The following is a 17,515-nucleotide window of genomic DNA, read 5'->3' on the forward strand; positions in this document are numbered from 1 at the left end:
CACTAAGGGCACTAAGTATTTTAACCATTGTCTTAAATATTCAATGTATTTTAAAGAAATGATCCTTACCAAGTCCCATATCAATCAGTTAAGTTATGAAATTGTTGGTTGTGCGATTGAAGTTCATAAACAGCTCGGTCCTGGATTACTTGAAGTGGTTTATCATCAATGTATGCAATATGAATTAATGGAAAAAGGTTTTCTGGTTGAATCAGAAGTAGCAGTTCCTATTCACTATAAGAGAATGAAATTATCAAATCCGCTTAGGCTTGATTTGTTAGTTAATAGTGCAATCATTGTAGAACTAAAAGCCGTAGAAATCTTACATCCGATTTATTCAGCCCAATTATTATCGTATATGAAACTGACCCAAAAACCAAAAGGATTGTTGATCAATTTCTTTAGTGAAAATATAACCAAAAGCCTGGTTCCTTTGGTCAATGAATATTTTAATATGTTACCTGATTGATTCTAAGGCTAATTACAAAGGAGCCCCCTTTATCTCATAACTTAGTGGTCTTCATGTCCTCCTAATCTTAGTGTTTAATAATTCTACACGATTGTGGTTCCTGTTCAGGTATATACTAAAACGTCTTCCCGAACAGTTCTAACCAAGAACTTCAATTCGTTGACCATGAACAAATATTCCTTCCTTCTGCTGGCGGTGGTCGTCGCTTTGCTGCCGGCATGCAATAAAAAGAAAATCAGTGATCTCGAACGCGAGCTTGCTTTGAAGAACCAGCAGGCCGAACAACTGGACCGGCAATTGCAGACCATACAGGCGACAAATGCCTCTCTCCTGGACCGTTTGGCTGACCTCAGCGTGATCAATAAAGCGGGCGCCGAATCGATCCAGCAGTCCCTCGAAAACATCAACAAGCAATATTCCTTCATCGAAAATCTGACCAACAAGATTCAGCAGAAAGATTCGCTGAACCTGGTGCTGGTGATGAACCTCCGGCGTTCCCTGGCGGACATCTCGGATGATGACCTGCAAATCGAAGTGCGGGGAGGTATGGTCCACGTCTCCATTTCGGATAAGATGTTGTTCCGCTCGGGAAGCTTTACTTTAGGTAGTCAGGCAAAAAATATCCTTGGTAAACTGGCAGCCGTGATCAATGAACACGACGATCTGCAGATCATGGTCGAAGGGCATACCGACAACGTCCCTATGCACAATGAATGCCTGCAGGACAACTGGGATCTCAGTGCCATGCGGGCTACTTCGGTGGTCCGGTCACTGCAGCTCAATTATTACGTGGCTCCCGACCGGCTCACGGCATCCGGAAGATCCGAATACATCCCCAAAGCAGACAACAGCACGGCTGATGGCCGCGCGGAAAACCGCCGGACCGAGATCGTGATCATGCCGCGTCTGGATCAGTACTTCAAACTGCTGGAATCTCCGCAGCTGGCTGACTAATTCAAACGAAGGACCTGCTCAAGGTCGATGCAATAGATACGACCGGTCCCATGCGCCGGTTGACGGAACTCCCGGAGGATATCGGTCAGATTCTCAGGTTTGTCAAAATGAGTAGGAATCGCGCTGCGCTCGCTGGTAAAATAAAGCCGCTTTTGGCCGCATCTAACCTGCATCATACTGTTTTTTATGCATTTAACGTATGGCCAGGTCAGAGAGTCTCGAATTTATGGTTTCATTTGACCAATACCACATCGGAGAGTGCGTACATCAGCCGGTTGACATCATCGGAGTTAAGCTCCAGCTTGCCGCGGATGGTAACGGCTTCTGCAGAATATTTGATGGGCTCCTTGGCAAGCACTTCCATGACCGACTCCGGGCCGGCACCTCCGCAAAAAAAACACATGTTGTAAGGGTAGGCGGAAAAAATGAATTCGGTATGGCTTTTATACCCTTCTACCGGGATGATGTACCCCGTGACCGTCACCTCCTCACCGTTGAGCTTCTGGATGTCTTCACTGAATACCGGGCGGTCCACTTTGAAGCCCAGCAGGTCATCATACTCTTTCTTAAAAGTGATCTTCGCCAGGGTCTTCCATACATTGGCAGCATCCTGTGCCTGTGCATTTACCGCTGCGGTCATCAGACATCCCGCTAAAAATAGCCAACCGATAATTTTCATTGATTTCATTTTCTCTCTTACAAATATAAAAATGGATTGGATAGTTCAATCCATGCTGGGCTCTCACCTGAAATCCTGAGTGCTCATCGCACGATACCATAAAAAGGAGATATTGAAATGTATCGTACCTTCGGCACGCTCTATTTCCTGGGTTATCCCGGATGTGGTGGATTGAAATCCACGCCTACAAAATCTAACTGAGCCCATGGCCCTTCCATCAAATAGTAGTGGGTTCAGGGTAATTCACAATGTACTTCATCCGGATTAAGCTTCGTTTTATGTAGTATTCAGCCCCAAGAGCCATCGGCTCGATACATGTTGTAGCAGCGGATTTTAATCCGCTGAAAAGTATTATGAAAAGTACATGAGTGCTGTAGGCACGGCAGATTATAGAAGATGTTGTGTGATATGCCTTGAAGGTGGTAATCCAACCAATTATCAGCCTTCCGCCAATGTCCTGGACAATTCGGTCCGGTAAGCCTGCCAGGCGGGAATTAACGCGGCAAATAGTCCGATGACCAGGGCACCCAGCGCCAGCCATCCCTCTTCCCTGACCCACTGCCATGGATTAAACGGATAACGGTAAGCCTTTTCCAGATAATCGGTGAGAAAATACATTGCAGTATGCGCCAAAAGGATGCCCAGCAGATACCCAACAAATGCGAGCAGCAGGCCTTCCAATATAATCATCGAAAATAACTTGCCTGGTGAAGCACCCTGCACCCGCATCAGTGCCAATTCGTATTTCCGGTCTTTCAGGGAGCCATATAATGAAATGAAAATACTTAATCCCGATACGATAGCTATCAGCCATCCCAGGGTCTTCAGAGCATCCATTCCGACACCCATCAGCGAAAACAATCGGTTGATCTCGATGGCCGGGGTGGCAGCCTGCAAGTCGGTATTTTCATTGATGTTCCGCGCCATATTCAATGCCTGGTAATTCCGTGCTTTAAACCGGATCAGGAGGCTGGTGATCTCCTGGTCCGGATGTTCCAGCAACGAGGCATTGGTGTAGTGTGGTGTGCCCGCGTCAACCGGAGCTACTTCGTGGTGCGCTTCCTCCGTGGACTCGTGTTCATGGACCGCCCAGATGCTCTGGGTGTTGGTGAGTATCAGCTGGTCAGCTACCGTACCGGAAGGAGCCAGGATGCCGGTGACCCGGAATGCATGGCTCTCTTCATGCGTCAGATTCTCATCCTGCAGCAAGCCATGGGTGCTTTGAAACTGGTCGCCAATATGCAGATCCAGGCGCCGGGCAACCTCGGGCCCGATGGTGACGTCAAAATCATTTTCCCACCAGCCACCATCGGCAATATGCAAGGCATACAAGTCAACGAATGACCGGGTGGTACCTACAATGCGAAATCCTTTATAACTGTCACCTATCGACAAGGGGGTGGCATCTTTGATCAGTGGATGTTCGGTGTTAAAAAAGGCACGGATAGACTGGATGGGAATATTTCCTGTGGGAGCATCGATGTGGTACATATTGCACAGGACCAATTGCAGGGGGCTGCCTTTGGCTCCCAGGACGATGTCGATACCCGCCAGGTTCTTTTCAAATTTATCTTCGATCTGCTTATTAACCACAAACAGAAAGGCAATCAATCCCACACCCAATGCAAAAAGGACCAGCGTAAGCGCCAGGCTGAGCGGGCGGTGGATGATGTTCTTCCAGCTTAGCGTGATCAGCTTCATGCGCTCAGGTTGATGTGGTTCGCAAAATAATCCTTGAGGCGCTTGTCATGGGTGACCAGAATCAGGGCTGCATTTTCTGCATCTGCCTGGTGTTCAAGGAGCTGGATGACCTGTTCAGTATTTCGATCATCGAGTGCAGAAGTAGGCTCGTCTGCCAGGATCAGACTGGGCCGGTTGACGAGAGCCCGGGCTATCGCGATCCGTTGTTGTTCGCCGACACTGAGTTCCTGGGTTCGTTTGTGTGCTTTGTGGTCCAGCTGCAGTCGCTGCAAGATCTCATGTATCCGTTTTTTGTCGGTTGGCAAACCGGCCAGGTTTTGGGCCAGCACTAAATTTTCTTCCACCCGTAATGACCGGATGAAGTGGGACTGCTGAAAGATGATACCGATGTGTTTACCCCGGAATGCGTCCCGCTGATGACCGGAGAGCTGGTATACATTTTTATTCAGCAAGCTTACAGTTCCCTGATCCGGAGACAGGATACCGGCCAGTATATGCAGCAAGGTGGTTTTACCACAGCCGGACTGGCCCAGGATCAGGACTTTTTCGCGGTTGGATGCCACAATATCCGGGAAAGTCAGGTCCTGCCCGGGTTTGTATGCGAATCGTAATCCGGTTGCTGTCAACATCCGTGTAAGGTACAATTAAAGTAAAGCAGCTCCGAAGACGCCGGCGCTGTCACCCAGTTTGGGCCGCAGAAAGAGTGTCTCCAGGCGATGGTTGAAGACATGCTTTTCGACTTCTTTTACCCCGCGGGTGTACAATTCATCGATGTTGCCCAAACCGCCACCCAGGACGATGGCATCGGGATCAATAATATTGACGAGGTAGGCGACACCTTTGCCAAAGAAGTGGATCAGCCGGTCCATTGTAGCTACGGCATATGGGTCCGATGCTTCCCTGGCCCGGTTGATGATCTCTTTCAGTTTTCTTTTTTCTCCGGATTGGGATGCATAATAACGCTCGAGTCCAGGTCCGGATAGTACTGTTTCGACACAGCCGACTTTGCCACAATAGCAGAGGCCGCCCGATTCATCGAGATAATTGTGTCCCCATTCACCGGCAATACCTTGTTTGCCATAGATCGCTTTGCCGTCCACAACCAGGCCGCCGCCAACGCCGGTACCCATGATGATGCCAAAGACTACATCTGCATCGGGCAGCACATCTTTGACGACCCCCAGATTGGTCTCGGCAACTGCAAAACAATTGGCATCGTTAGCCATCCGGAAAGTGATACCCAAACGTTCTTCCAGATCTTTTCTTAAGGGTTTGCCCAATAGACTGGTCGTATTACAGTTTTTCATGGTTTGCGTAGAAGGTTCCAGCACGCCGGGCGTACCCATACCGATGTAGGCCGGGTTCAATCCGCTCTCTTTTTTCATTTGCTGGATCAGCTTCCCGATCTGGCTGATGATGTGATCGTAGCCTCCTTCCTGTTCGGTTGGTACCCTGAGCCGGGTAAGTTCGGTAGGACTCTTGCGCGATGCGATGATGACCCCTTCTATTTTTGTTCCGCCCAGGTCAATGCCCCATAGTGGTTCCATGCACTTCTGTTTCAGGTGATGATGTGAATTCCATAAATGTAAAAAGGTTTCAGCAGAAGTTCCCGCTCCGGAGCCAATCTTGCAGAGAAAGTTCCTGGCGGTTCAGTCCTGAGGCAGAGCAGGAACCAGAAGGGTCAGGGCTTCATTGAGGGCCCTGGAAGCAAATTTCGCTCCTTTGCTATGCCCCATCCTTACCACAACCAGGTCAAGGGACGGTGCGATGATCACATTTTGACCGCCACCTCCCATCATGGCATATGCATCTCCGGGCAGTTTGAATTTTCCATCCGTGTTCAACCAGAACATACCACCGTACACCGGGTCGACCCAGGCTGGTGCTGGCGTAGAGACAAAATCCGTAAACCCTTCGGGAAGCAGGCGTTTTCCATTCCAGACACCATCCTGCAGATAGAGCATGGCCAGCCGCCCCCAGTTACGGGCCGTGCCAAAGTCATAGCCGGTCATGATGAAATTACCCCAGCGGTCGGTCTCAAGCAACTGTTTGCGGATGCCGATCGAATCAAATAAATCTTCCTGTGGCCATGTCCAGTAGTTGCGTCCCTCCGCTTCCACGGTCATGCGGATGATGTAACCCAGTGTCAGCGGGTCGCAATTGCGGTATTGGCCGGCGCCTTTGCTGCCGGGAGCAAATTCCAGTGGCCGGTTAACGGCAAAATCAAATACGTCGACTGAGCCGGTATAGGGATAAACATGTGTAAGCTGAGCCATCGGCAGGTCACCGTCGTAGCTGGTTGATCCGGCCACCGAACGATCCCGGGTACGGCCGAATGAGGGGAAACGCAGGCCACTGCTCATCTGCATCAGGTTGCGGATGGTGATGGCTCCCCGCGGATCGCCCGGCCGTTGCCATTCCGGGATGGGAGCGGTCTCGTCAAGTGATAATTTTCCTTCCCGGATCAGTCGGCCTATCAGCGTGCCAGTGATGCTCTTGCCCATGGACCAGGACTCCAGTTGTGTATCCTTGCCAATGCCATCGGCGTAGCGCTCCAGGATGATCTGCCCGTGATGGATGACTAAAAATGCAGCCGTATGAGCAGCAGGATCAAAGGCAGCATTGGCGACCTGTGCCATCCGGTTCATGTCATAGGCCGCAGAGAGGACAGACGTCCGGTCACCCATCGGCCAGTCCATCGAGTCGGCCGGAGGCAGGGAGGAGACGACCGGGACGGGCGTAAAATGCATGCCTTTCACTACATCCAGGATACAACCCTGATCGCCGGTAAAGGTGGCCGTGCGATGTACGGTGTCCCCCAGGAAAGCCGTTACCTCATGCAGATCATAATCGATGAACCAGGTGACCTGATCTACCCAGGATTTTTCCAGGATGATACCATCGTTATTGGCCACAAACTCTTCCGGCTTCCGGCCGGAGACAAATACCGCCGTACACAGGCATTTGGCATATGGACCCAGGCCCAGGTACGCAGCGGACCCTGCCGGTTGTTGGGTCGATTCCCAGGGCTGGTAGGTTAGGGATTTTTGGACAGGGTCAGAATCTGATTGTCCAGCCTGATTTGAGCAGTTTGCCCCAAGCAGGAATATGGCGATAGAGAACCGGAAAATCGATTTATTCAACATAGATCCAGATTACGAAAGATAGCTGTGTCAGGGCACCATTTTTTCAAAAAATAGCAGGATATGAGGAATAATTAGACCAGATATTTTCGGCTGACTGCGCTGTTAATTGCCTTTCAGCGCTTTTAATTTTTCTTTGGAATAGGAGTCCGGATTTAATGCTATGGATTTTTGAAAGCTCTCCATTGCCTTTTCTTTTTTCTCCATCTGCAGATAACAATCTCCAAGAGAGTCGAATGCATTAAAGCTCTTTGGATGATTAACGGTATTCAGGAGGAAAAACTTTTCAGCTTTTCCCATTTGCTTCATGGCTAAAAATTGGTACCCGATCGAATTGATCAGACTCTCATCGGGTTTTATTTCATAGCCGAAATCTACCGAAACCTGTTCATAGTGCTTTTGTATTTTCGCTGCCAGATCCAGGTCCGGATCCATGAAATCCTCGAATGAAATCGTCACCGGATAGGATTTAAAGAAAAACCGCAGGGCATCATACGTAGCGATCAGAGGCACTGAGCCGTGGTCATCATCCGGATAAAATTTACTGTCGTATTTGAATGGACTGATCTGCAGGTGATCGTAAAACCGGTTAAGGTAGATGATGTTGCGAATGTGTTCGGTAGCAACCGTGGTGTCCCGCAGCCCGACCAAGGTATCTTTTTGGTGATCCATCGTATTCGCTATGCCAAGATATAACCAACGGTTCTGATAGCCGGGCTTATTTCCTGCCTGCTGGATTTCATGGAGTAATTGTTGGTTGTCCCACCACATGGAAGGATCCAGGGCCAGGTAGGCCTTGAATAGATCTGGCCGCTCAAATAATGTATTGATCGCTGTGAGTCCTCCAAAGCTGTGGCCGATCAACATCCGGAAAGGTGCAGTAGGGTAGTGGCTTTCAATATAGGGGATTAATTCCTTCTCCATAAAATCCATAAAAGCCTCACCGCCTCCGGAATGTGCCGCCATGGTGCTGTCGACAAATGGATGGTCTGCACTGCCTTTCGTAGGAGTCAGATCCCGGGTGCGGTCGGTATTTGGAATGCCGACTACGATCATTTTGGGACAAATGGAATTCCCATTCACGGAACTCAATTGTTCCACCATCCCAACCACTGAGGAGAAATGAGCGTCCCCATCCAGTAAATAAATGACCGGGTAGGTCGAAGGTTCATAGATATCAGATTGTGAGTCTCCCGGCACATGGACCCATATTCGGCGCGGCTCGTTCAGAATGTTGGAATAGATGCTGTCCATGTGGCCGATGTTGATCTCTCTGACCGGCTGAGCGGAGGCTGACCAATGGATGCAAACAATAAAAAAAAGGTACAGGAAATTTCTTGGAGCCATAAGACTTAAGGTTGACGAGAGCTTTAAGTTAATATTATTGCCGCAAATACCGGTAAAGGATGCGGTACCAGTTCTTCATCAGGTCTTCAAAATCATAGACACAGGTATCCATTTGTTCTTCGTCGAGATCCATTTCATCCAGCAAGTAGCCATTGTTTTCTGCATCGCTACCATAAAGCAGGCATAGAAGCCGGTACTTACGCTGAAGATCCAGGGAATGACCGTCCATCAAATCATTATCCTCAATGGCGTCATCCCGATCATAAGAGAAGGCATCATACATCAATGCAGCTGAATAGATGGTATTGGTGTACCCCAAACGCATGCACACGTACAAAGCAAATTCGTCGACAACATCTTCCTGTCTACCCACCGTTGGTAGTTGTAAAACTTCGATTAAAGCATGACCCACCTCGTGGTACAAGGTAAATTCCAGTTCTTCGTAAAGGATTTCATCCAGTTCTTCATCCGAATCTCCGTAACCGCCGGCATCCAGTATTTCGCGGTCATCGGCAGCAGTTTCATAAGGAATGGTCACGACGGGATACCCCGTTTCCGAACTGTAATAGGCTCCTTCATCACTCGAAGTGAACACGATGTAGACGTCCTGGGGCAGCGCAAACATGGCATTCAAACCATTGACCACATGGGTGAATACCTCGCTGTAATACAATTTATTGGCAATGGCTCCGGTCTCGGCGCTTGCTTTTTGCCAGACCAGTTTAAAACCCGGAACGGTGTTATTCTGACTGTGGACCTGAAGTGATGAGCAGATTATTCCGAAAAGAATAAATAAAGTAATCTTTCTCATTGGGGTTATTTTAACCCAAAATAAAAAGGAATTTCACTTGTTCGGCTTTTCTGCGAATGAAAATGGGAGGGCTGGACCAAAGTTTACAGCACGTAATGGCTGAATAACTCATCCAGGATTTGTGAAGGATCATCGCATAACCCGGGATGAACTTTTGAGGGCTGGATGATGGTACTGCGCGTAGCGGTCAGCCAGCGGAAACGGCTGGGGACATCCTGCAGTGCGATGGGGCCACAGCGGGTATTCCCCAGAGCTATACAATCCCAGGTCTCCAGGTAATCACGGATCACGGCCAGGTCTGCCTCCGGATGAAATGCCAGCATTCTTTTTTCGTCGAGGTGATAACGTACGGCCAGGTATCGCTTGGGTTTGCAATACAGGATGACACCGATATTGATGAACTCTTCCCGCTCCACCTTCGGCACATAGCGGATAAATGCATATTCATAAACCACCTTTCCGGGCATCCTGCGCTTGATTTAGGAGTGAATCAATGATTGAAAGACGGATGTTCAGGTATTCCGAATAAATGGCGCGCCGTTCGTCGGGAGTCGGACCTCCGGATCCATCATCCAGCCAAATATCCGGTATGGTCCCTGTAATATCAGCTATTTTTTCCGGTGTGAGTAACCCTTTTAGCTGACTGGTGGCCTCTTCCAGCTGGGATGCCCGGGCCAGCAAGACGTGATCCTTTACCTGTCCGAATGGCTTGCCGGCGTGGGCCCTCCAGTCGTCCATGTTGTAGTGGAAGTAAAGACTGGCGCCTTGATCGATGAGCCAGAGTTCCTTATGCCAGCTCAGCAGGTTAGGATTCTTATACGTACGGTCAATGTTGGTGATCAGGCTGTCCATCATCACCACCTTCGAAGCGGTCAAGGCATCAACCGGTGATGCCAGCGGGTCGTACATGATCGATCCCGACAGGTAATGCAAGCCCAGGTTTAAGCCGATGCTGTTGCGCAACAGGTCCTGGATCTCTTCGTCTGGTTCCGAGCGTGCGAATGATTCGTCCAGGTTCATAAATACCAGCTCCGGAACCAGGAGGCCGCAGGCTCGGGCCAATTCTCCGCCGATCAGTTCCGCAATCAGTGCTTTAGGCCCCTGTCCTGCCCCGCGAAACTTCATGACATAAAGGAAATCGTCATCGGCCTCTACCAACGCAGGGAGCGAGCCGCCTTCACGCAGCGGGGTGACATAACGGACCACATTGACGGTTCTTAAGTCAATAACCTTCATGATTGACAAGGTAATGGGTTTTTGGAAAAAATGAACGGGCAGCAATCAGAATGGATGGCCGGATTGAAGTAGCATCATGATTCTTGCCAATTGGTTATTCCGGGTGATAGCTATAGAGAGGAGAAATACAATTCCATGGGTTCAAAGTAGTAATCGATCCAACCTTGACGGTATTGCTCTCCATGTTGGGGCAGTAATGTGTGAATCAGTGTAAGCTCGGTTCCGCCTTCCGTTTCCTGCAATAGAATTTCCAGTCGTGAATCGGGCTCCTCATCGGAAAAATCTGTGGTGCGCCAGGACTGGAGAATATGCCAATAAGGCTCCAGCAGGATATTGGTCCCGGAAATGTATCCGTCCCAGGCGGTGAAAGAGGCACCTTCTTCGTCCGAAATTTCTGCGTCACTACCGGTCATCGCACAGTGGCCTTTACTGGACAGCCAGGTGTTGTAGATGGCTTCCGGAGTAGCAGCAAGAACCGTTTTAAGGGTCATTTCCATAAGGCAATGATGTCAGTTTTGATCAAACGAATTTCAGGTTTTCAGTTTGCTGATGATCCAGGCGGCTAAAAATGCCTCCAACAGACTCAGCGGTATAGCGTAGGGTAAAATACCATAAGGCAAAACGGCCATATTTCCGGTGACCAGCCACATCATCACAAAACCGGCGATCCAGGCTATGATGGTGGTTTCCCACAGGTTAAACTTGCGGGACAAAATAAAAATAACGACTGCGAATACCAGGGACCAGATTCCCCAGATGGCACCATTGATGGGTTCGGATGGAAAAGTCAAACCCAGGTTTTGGTAATGACCGGTCCAGTAAGATTTGAGCAGGTATTCATTGCGTATAAATTCCGAGATGGAGATCCAGATGGTCGCAAGCAGGATGGGTAATACGGTCGTTTTTAATTTGTTCATAGGGCCAATGATGAATACGTTCCGATAGGAAATCGCATGGATTGATTAAAATGGGACAATGATGCGATTTAATTTATCGAGAATTTCGAATTTATGGGTATTTCAAGTAAAAATGAGCAGGTAATCCGGGCAAGCTTCTATTTCAAATAGCTTTCCACAAACTTCCGTAAATCCGCTCCATGCACGTTTTTCGCAATGACCTTGCCCTGATTGTCGATGAGAAAATTGGACGGTATGGTCTGGATACGCAAAGCTTCGAACAGTGGTGCCTCATCACCCTGGAGATGGGATGACTGGACCCAGGTGGCCTGATCCTTATCGATGGCATTCTTCCAGGTTTTGTCTTCTGTTTCCAGCCCATATCCGATGATCTGTAAGCCTTTGTCCTTGTATTGCTGCCAGAGGGGCGCCAGGACTTCCCGGTTCTCATGCCGGCAGGGAATGCACCAGGAAGCCCATAAATCCAGGATATTGAGCTTACCGGTCAGCAGACTGTGTAAGGAGGTAGTATCACCTGACAGCATAGGCAGCAGGTAATCCGGTATGACATCACCTACCAGGACAGGAAGTTGCTCCCGGCTGGCCTTGGCGCATAGTTGCTGGACCAGAGGATGACCGGGATCAATGGCCTGCCATTTCTCACATTGGGAGACGATAAATTCCGGGATGCGCTCGTAATCGCCGGTGGGGCTGGCCCAGCGTATGGCCGTCAGGGCCGGTAACAGTTGATCCGTTCGGCCGGCAAAATCCATCAGTGCCTGACGATAATCGTTAAAGGCTTTCTCTTTGGCAAGGAGAGCATCTTCGGTGTGATCGGCTGTACCGCTCATGTGCTGTTCCCAGGCATTCATCCGGATATCGCGCAGTTCCAGGATGGCTTTGTTAGCCGGTGAAGTTTTCGGGAGCTGTGCGGTTTGCTGAAGATTCCCGGCTTTGGCGGTCAGTGCTATATGATCCCCCTGCTCGTAAACGATTGGCAGGTAATTAGCAGTCACCGGGTCATCCTGTTCCAGCTGGGTAGGGAAGTGTTCCCCTTTCTTCTGAATCGCTAATTCATACAGCTGCGGACCGGTGTTTTCCGGTATGGATTGAAATGCAAAATGGCCATCGTTTCCTACCACAGCTGAGTCAACCACGTTCCCCATAAAACTGGTGCCAATGGCATCAAAACTGCCGGGGTGGATAAGGTACAGGGTCGGAGACCAGTCCGCGTCCATTTCAAGGGTGCCGGACAAAGGAGCCTGGCTGCATTGATAGAATAGAACGATGCCAGGCAGCAGGATGTAACGGAGGTGTTTCATGATGTATGCTAATGCTGGGCAAAGTTAATGGTATCCAGGGAATAAGTACGCGTTGTCTATTGACGGGTGTACCATGCCTGTTTCATTGACGAAATTTCGTCGCTGACCAACTTGAACTGCACCGGATCCTGCAACAGATCGGTCAACAGGGCCGGTTTGCCGTCCACCAGCACATAGTTGTTCATCAGGCGTACGCCGTGGCTGTAATCGACATACCAGTCTGCATGTCCGCTGTATACCGGCTGGATAGGCAACCCATCGGGCTTATGCCAGCCATAGATCACCACCTTGTCCGGGTGTCCGGCTATACGGTTGGATAAGATGACGTCTTTTTTGATACCGGCTATTAATGGGCCATCCTGTCCGCCAACGCTGTCCTTTTGCATTTGAATGTGCGTATTATGTGCGATAAATTTTGCTACGGATTCGTTTTCACGACCCACGGGTGCATAGAAAAAGGGTGCCAGCCGGATGGTTGCGTTCGCATAGATCTGATCACTGATTTGCGCGGTGATCAGTGAGGCATGGAACAGGGTAGCCAGCCGCTGGGCGGTATGCGGGTTCATCGGGATCCGGCAATAGTCCGTATCGCTGCCCACGGCCAGGTAATCCGGCATCACCTGGTATTCAAGATGGTGTATCGACCCATGGGCATCAGGTACCTCTACCGTGAGGGTTACCAGCTGGCGGAGAAAGAAAGGCATATTTCCTGCTGCCAGGGCTGCGGAGATCGCTGCTTCCCGGTCGGAGAGGTCCAGATCCGCAATTCGTGCCATAAAAGCGGCGCCTCCCTCTGCAGCTGGATTCCGTGGAGGAATCTGTAATCCTGGGAAGACAGACGGATCAGAGGTAAGAAGTTTGTTATTGCAGGCTGACTGGACGACAGTCAGCAGGAATGCAAGGGTCAGGCCAGTGAGCAAACGATTAAAGGATGCAATATCGTTGACGGATCCCTGCGCCATCAATACCGGATTAGAACTTCTGAACCATTGGGCATCGGTTGTCCGAAAACGGGCCCTTTTTCATCCCAGGAGAATGGCTGGATGCTTACCTCGCGTTTCCATCCGGCACCCGGGTGTTTGGCGTGATGGTATACGATGTAATCCTGTCCCTCTATGTGCAGGAATGAACAGTGCCCCGGACTGATGATCTTTTCCGTTCCCCGGAAGACCGGCTGATCCCGCTTCTTCCACGATTCCGGTATCATCGGATCGCCGCCGGTATATTCCAGCAGCCCCAGACAATAATCGTCCGACCAGCTCCCGCTGGCCGAATAAATGATGTAGACCTGCTCCTCTTTTATTAAAACTTCGGGGCCTTCATTGATGGTTGGTAATTCAGGGCTTGAACCGCGTTTTTCCCATTCGAATTCCGGCGACGAGATCAGAACTCTTTCAGAGCTGATCGCGGCTGGACCGTCCATGTGTGCCAGATACAGATTTTGCTGACCGTTGTGGTCTCCTTCCCATCCCGACCAGATAAAATACATGTCGCCCCGGAGGGATAATACAGTTCCGTCGATAGCCCATTTATCCGTGGGGTCGGTGATTTGGCCGGTATATTGAAATTCCGAGGAGATGTTTTCACCCTCTGATGAGAGTACATGCATGCGGTGATGGGCATTTTCTCCGTCATCGGCGGCGAAATAAACAAACCACCGGCTGTCGATGTAATGCAACTCCGGAGCCCAGATCTCCTTGGAATATCCGGTCCCCTGCGGAGCCAGCCACAATACGCGTTCGGCTGCCTCTGGCAGTTCAGAGAGCTTCCGGACGGACTTAAGGCAGATCCGGTCTCCCCGGGAATAACAATAATGAAACCATTGGTCCTGCTGGATGATCCAGGGGTCGGCGCCGGACGCCAGGATTGGATTGGTAAGCCGGTCAGAGGATACCTGACAGGAACATTGTATCCAAAGGGCTGCAAAAAATAAAAAGTACAGGGCTTTCGTAACCACAAACAGTCGTTTCAGGCAATTTACCCCAAATAAGGCAGTGATTACACCATTGGGGTGAGGAGGAGCAATTTAGATGAGCGTAATGAAGGAATGGATGAATAATAGCCGGACATAATCATCGTTTGAATCCGTTTTTTTCGGTTCTCTTGTCTTGCTGTTAAAAGGGAGTACATAATAGATGGCGTTTGCGACATGAAAGTCAGGTCACCGTAATCTGAGGATTGACTTATCTTGGATATGAAATTTGCTGTTGATGGACTTTCGCCTCTGGTCGACCATTTATTTTATACTCATCGCTTTACTGAGTATAAACCTGATCATGACCGGCGAGCGGCCCACAAAAACCCTGGCATGGCTCCTGGTACTTATTTTTATGCCAATCATCGGGCCCCTGCTGTATTTTACCTTCGGGGTGAACCGGAAGCAGTATGGCTTTATCAACTTTCAGAAGAGACGCCGGGCCAAACGGTACCTGCTCCGGGCGGACCGCTATCTGCAGGAGTTATTGAAATCAGGTGATGGCGAAATAATCAATACCGAGCGACAACTTCGGAATGTAGAACAGATCAACCTGAACAGCGGTGCATTCCGGGCCAGTAAGAATAACGACATAGAAATGCTGGTGGACGGTGAAGCCACCTTTCAGGCGATCTTTCAGGCCCTGGAATCAGCCGAGCATTTTATCCACATCCAATATTACATTTTTGAAGAAGGCGAACTGGCGGACCGGTTTGCGGAGATTCTGATCCGTAAGGCTGAAAGCGGCGTTAAGGTACGATTGCTTTACGATGGGGTGGGAAGTATACGGCTGAGCCGGGACTACCTGGAACGTTTGAACCATCATGGGATCGAGACCGAGTGTTTCTTCCCGTTGTATGTAAACCGGGTTATGCGCTGGCAGATCAACTACCGCAACCACCGTAAAATTGTCGTGGTGGATGGTAAAACCGGATTTACTGGTGGCATCAATGTCTCGGATAAATACCTCCGGGAGCAGGACGAACTGGGGGTATGGCATGACCACCATTTAGAGATCTCCGGACCCGGCGTCTGGAGCTTAAATACGGTATTTTCAGTTGATTGGTACTATTGTTCCGGAAAGGAAGACGTCCTGACGGAAGAAAACTTCCTGGATCATGACCCGTCGACCGTGGGCAAAATAGCCCAGGTTATCGCCTCCGGGCCGGACAGTGCCATCCCATCCGTCCTGAACCAGATCCTGGCTATGATCAATCATGCCCAGCGATACATTTACATCATCAACCCTTACGTCATTCCGGATTCGGTGATCATCAAAGCGCTTGAAATAGCAGTGCGGGGAGGCGTGGAGGTACGCATCCTGTTGCCATCCAAATCGGATAGCCTTCTGGTCAGGTGGGCTATGCGCAGTTACCTGGAAGAATTGCTAAGCGTGGGCGTGAAGGTTATGCAATACCGGCCTCGTTTCCTGCATGGCAAGGTCATCCTGGTGGACGATGTTATGGCCTCAATCGGCACCGCCAATCTGGACATACGAAGTTTGTATCAGAATTACGAGATCAACGTGCTCGTTTATGACCGGGAATTTGCCCACAAGGTCAAAGAAGAGTTTTTCAGGTCCTGTGAAGAAGCCACGGAGATGGTCCTGACGTATTATAAGCACCTGTCAAAACTGGACAAACTGAAGTATAAATTCGGTAAAATATTAAGTCCACTGATGTGATGTAACGGGATTGTCATTCCATCTTCCAGACCATGTCCTGCAATAATCCTTCGTCTGTGGTGAGGATCTGTCCGGCATTGCCTTTCTTGTCGGTGAGGATCCGGATGCCCTGCCACTGCTCTCCGCAGCTGTTGTGCAGGTAACCACCATCCATGTAGAGGATGGCGCCGGGCAGAATGCTGATCGTCGCTCCTTTGGCCATTCCGGTACGGCAGCGAATGTCCAGGTAGCCACCGGGCTGGATGGTGATATTACCGGTCACATCCTGTTCATGATCCCAGATGACGGTATCCGTAATGGTCAGGTTGCGCGAAGTATCCAGCGCACACCAATTGGGTACCAGCAGTTTTCTCCGGGTGGAGCTGATCCTGCTCAGATTGCGGTGGACGATCCCTAACTGACACGGTGTGATGGCCTTCTGGAATGGATTGTAGTCCATCAGGTTGTTCGATATGGGGCCGTCACAGGGAGGTGTCCCGGTATTTTCCCAGCAGTTTGGATGATTGGGCGTGTCGTCACAGGCGTCACCTTGCCAGGCGTGACTGAGGCCCAGTGCGTGACCGATCTCATGATTGGTGACCCCACTGAAGTAATAGGCCGGATTGCCGCTCTCGTACAGGCCGGCAACCTTGATGCTGTTGCCCAGCGTGATCCCCGTAGGACCGTTCATGTAGGTTTCAGACCGGAGGCTGTCCGGATGATGGGGCATCAGAAAAATATTGATCACCGAGTCGGAATGCACGGCATATTTGCGGGTCACCTCTTTGCTGTAGAGATTGGCGTTGGCACCACGGTGGACATAAAAATAGAGGTCGCGGTCCGGGTGTTCAAAGATGTTGGGATGGTCAGGGTCGAGTTCGATACGGTAGCCGGTAGGCAACACCGGAGTTTGATTGCCTGCGGGGAGATTCATGGGCGCATTGGTTGTGAGATCCCGATTGATAGCATCGACCAGATCGTGAGCGTATTGGATGGCCGCCGCCCCGGCATAGTTTTCGGTACTATCCGGATTCTGCATAAAATGGATGTTGACTTTTACCAGCCGGATAGGCCGCAGATCCAGGTCATGGGGACCGGGTATGTAGGCTTCACTGTTGTAGCAGGGTATGCTGTTGGTGGAGCGGATCTCCACTTTTCCGGAGTATTTCAGATCATCGGCATTAGCCGGGCGTACCAGGTATCGGGTGTGACAACTTAAGGCGGTTACAACGATGAATAGAAAAAATAACCGGATGTTCATAAGGTAATTGATGTAGTCATGGATTAAAGGTACAACGGGATGAGGGGATGAAGAGTTT

General features: G+C 50.0%; 19 protein-coding genes. 3 read left to right on the top strand and 16 right to left on the bottom strand.

Features of this window, described 5'->3' with window-relative positions; all coding sequences use genetic code 11:
• The first annotated feature begins 58 nt into the window (after nucleotides 1-58).
• Entirely contained in the window at nucleotides 59-469 is a 411-nt protein-coding gene (locus H6570_17600) for a GxxExxY protein (GenBank protein MCB9321103.1), read from the top strand.
• Between the two features lie 165 nt (nucleotides 470-634).
• Complete coding sequence (locus H6570_17605; protein ID MCB9321104.1) at nucleotides 635-1,423, top strand: OmpA family protein; 789 nt, start codon at nucleotides 635-637, stop codon at nucleotides 1,421-1,423.
• Here the strand turns inward: H6570_17605 and H6570_17610 are convergent.
• From H6570_17610 to H6570_17680, 15 genes are all read right to left on the bottom strand, one after another.
• Nucleotides 1,420-1,599 (bottom strand): hypothetical protein, encoded by a 180-nt coding sequence (locus H6570_17610; protein ID MCB9321105.1) that lies wholly within the window; start codon nucleotides 1,597-1,599, stop codon nucleotides 1,420-1,422. The two genes, H6570_17605 and H6570_17610, sit on opposite strands and share 4 nt — an antisense overlap.
• Before the next feature lie 56 nt (nucleotides 1,600-1,655).
• Nucleotides 1,656-2,111 (bottom strand): hypothetical protein, encoded by a 456-nt coding sequence (locus H6570_17615; GenBank protein MCB9321106.1) that lies wholly within the window; start codon nucleotides 2,109-2,111, stop codon nucleotides 1,656-1,658.
• Nucleotides 2,112-2,540: 429 nt separating this feature from the next.
• Nucleotides 2,541-3,803 (bottom strand): ABC transporter permease, encoded by a 1,263-nt coding sequence (locus tag H6570_17620; protein MCB9321107.1) that lies wholly within the window; start codon nucleotides 3,801-3,803, stop codon nucleotides 2,541-2,543.
• Entirely contained in the window at nucleotides 3,800-4,432 is a 633-nt protein-coding gene (locus H6570_17625; protein MCB9321108.1) for an ABC transporter ATP-binding protein, read from the bottom strand. The genes H6570_17620 and H6570_17625 overlap by 4 nt, the downstream gene beginning before the upstream one ends.
• A 15-nt stretch (nucleotides 4,433-4,447) precedes the next feature.
• Nucleotides 4,448-5,350, bottom strand: a complete 903-nt coding sequence (locus H6570_17630) for an ROK family protein (GenBank protein ID MCB9321109.1) — start codon at nucleotides 5,348-5,350, stop codon at nucleotides 4,448-4,450.
• A gap of 102 nt (nucleotides 5,351-5,452) precedes the next feature.
• Nucleotides 5,453-6,949 (bottom strand): serine hydrolase, encoded by a 1,497-nt coding sequence (locus H6570_17635; protein ID MCB9321110.1) that lies wholly within the window; start codon nucleotides 6,947-6,949, stop codon nucleotides 5,453-5,455.
• Nucleotides 6,950-7,051: 102 nt separating this feature from the next.
• Entirely contained in the window at nucleotides 7,052-8,293 is a 1,242-nt protein-coding gene (locus H6570_17640) for a prolyl oligopeptidase family serine peptidase (GenBank protein MCB9321111.1), read from the bottom strand.
• Between the two features lie 34 nt (nucleotides 8,294-8,327).
• The gene (locus H6570_17645) at nucleotides 8,328-9,104 is read right to left on the bottom strand and encodes a hypothetical protein (protein MCB9321112.1); all 777 of its coding nucleotides are present in this window, start codon (nucleotides 9,102-9,104) and stop codon (nucleotides 8,328-8,330) included.
• Nucleotides 9,105-9,187: 83 nt separating this feature from the next.
• Nucleotides 9,188-9,571 (bottom strand): DUF3037 domain-containing protein, encoded by a 384-nt coding sequence (locus H6570_17650; GenBank protein ID MCB9321113.1) that lies wholly within the window; start codon nucleotides 9,569-9,571, stop codon nucleotides 9,188-9,190.
• Entirely contained in the window at nucleotides 9,549-10,340 is a 792-nt protein-coding gene (locus H6570_17655) for an aminotransferase class I and II (protein ID MCB9321114.1), read from the bottom strand. The genes H6570_17650 and H6570_17655 overlap by 23 nt, the downstream gene beginning before the upstream one ends.
• Before the next feature lie 110 nt (nucleotides 10,341-10,450).
• A complete protein-coding gene (locus H6570_17660; GenBank protein MCB9321115.1) occupies nucleotides 10,451-10,837 on the bottom strand; it encodes an SRPBCC domain-containing protein in 387 nt (128 codons plus the stop codon).
• Between the two features lie 33 nt (nucleotides 10,838-10,870).
• Complete coding sequence (locus tag H6570_17665; protein ID MCB9321116.1) at nucleotides 10,871-11,257, bottom strand: hypothetical protein; 387 nt, start codon at nucleotides 11,255-11,257, stop codon at nucleotides 10,871-10,873.
• Between the two features lie 137 nt (nucleotides 11,258-11,394).
• On the bottom strand, nucleotides 11,395-12,558 hold the full coding sequence (locus H6570_17670) for a TlpA family protein disulfide reductase (GenBank protein ID MCB9321117.1): 1,164 nt from the start codon (nucleotides 12,556-12,558) through the stop codon (nucleotides 11,395-11,397).
• A 56-nt stretch (nucleotides 12,559-12,614) separates the two neighbouring features.
• Complete coding sequence (locus tag H6570_17675; protein MCB9321118.1) at nucleotides 12,615-13,520, bottom strand: hypothetical protein; 906 nt, start codon at nucleotides 13,518-13,520, stop codon at nucleotides 12,615-12,617.
• On the bottom strand, nucleotides 13,520-14,515 hold the full coding sequence (locus H6570_17680) for a family 43 glycosylhydrolase (GenBank protein ID MCB9321119.1): 996 nt from the start codon (nucleotides 14,513-14,515) through the stop codon (nucleotides 13,520-13,522). Before H6570_17680 ends, H6570_17675 begins: the two co-directional genes overlap by 1 nt.
• A gap of 253 nt (nucleotides 14,516-14,768) precedes the next feature.
• On the opposite strand from H6570_17680, the gene cls reads away from it, so the two are divergent.
• Nucleotides 14,769-16,217 (top strand): cardiolipin synthase, encoded by a 1,449-nt coding sequence (cls, locus tag H6570_17685; GenBank protein ID MCB9321120.1) that lies wholly within the window; start codon nucleotides 14,769-14,771, stop codon nucleotides 16,215-16,217.
• A 13-nt stretch (nucleotides 16,218-16,230) separates the two neighbouring features.
• On the opposite strand, the gene H6570_17690 is transcribed toward cls, so the two are convergent.
• Nucleotides 16,231-17,457, bottom strand: coding sequence for a hypothetical protein (locus H6570_17690; protein ID MCB9321121.1), 1,227 nt, complete (start codon nucleotides 17,455-17,457; stop codon nucleotides 16,231-16,233).
• Nucleotides 17,458-17,515: the final 58 nt, after the last annotated feature.

It is taken from the genome of Lewinellaceae bacterium (genome assembly GCA_020636135.1).
Lineage (GTDB): Bacteria > Bacteroidota > Bacteroidia > Chitinophagales > Saprospiraceae > JAGQXC01.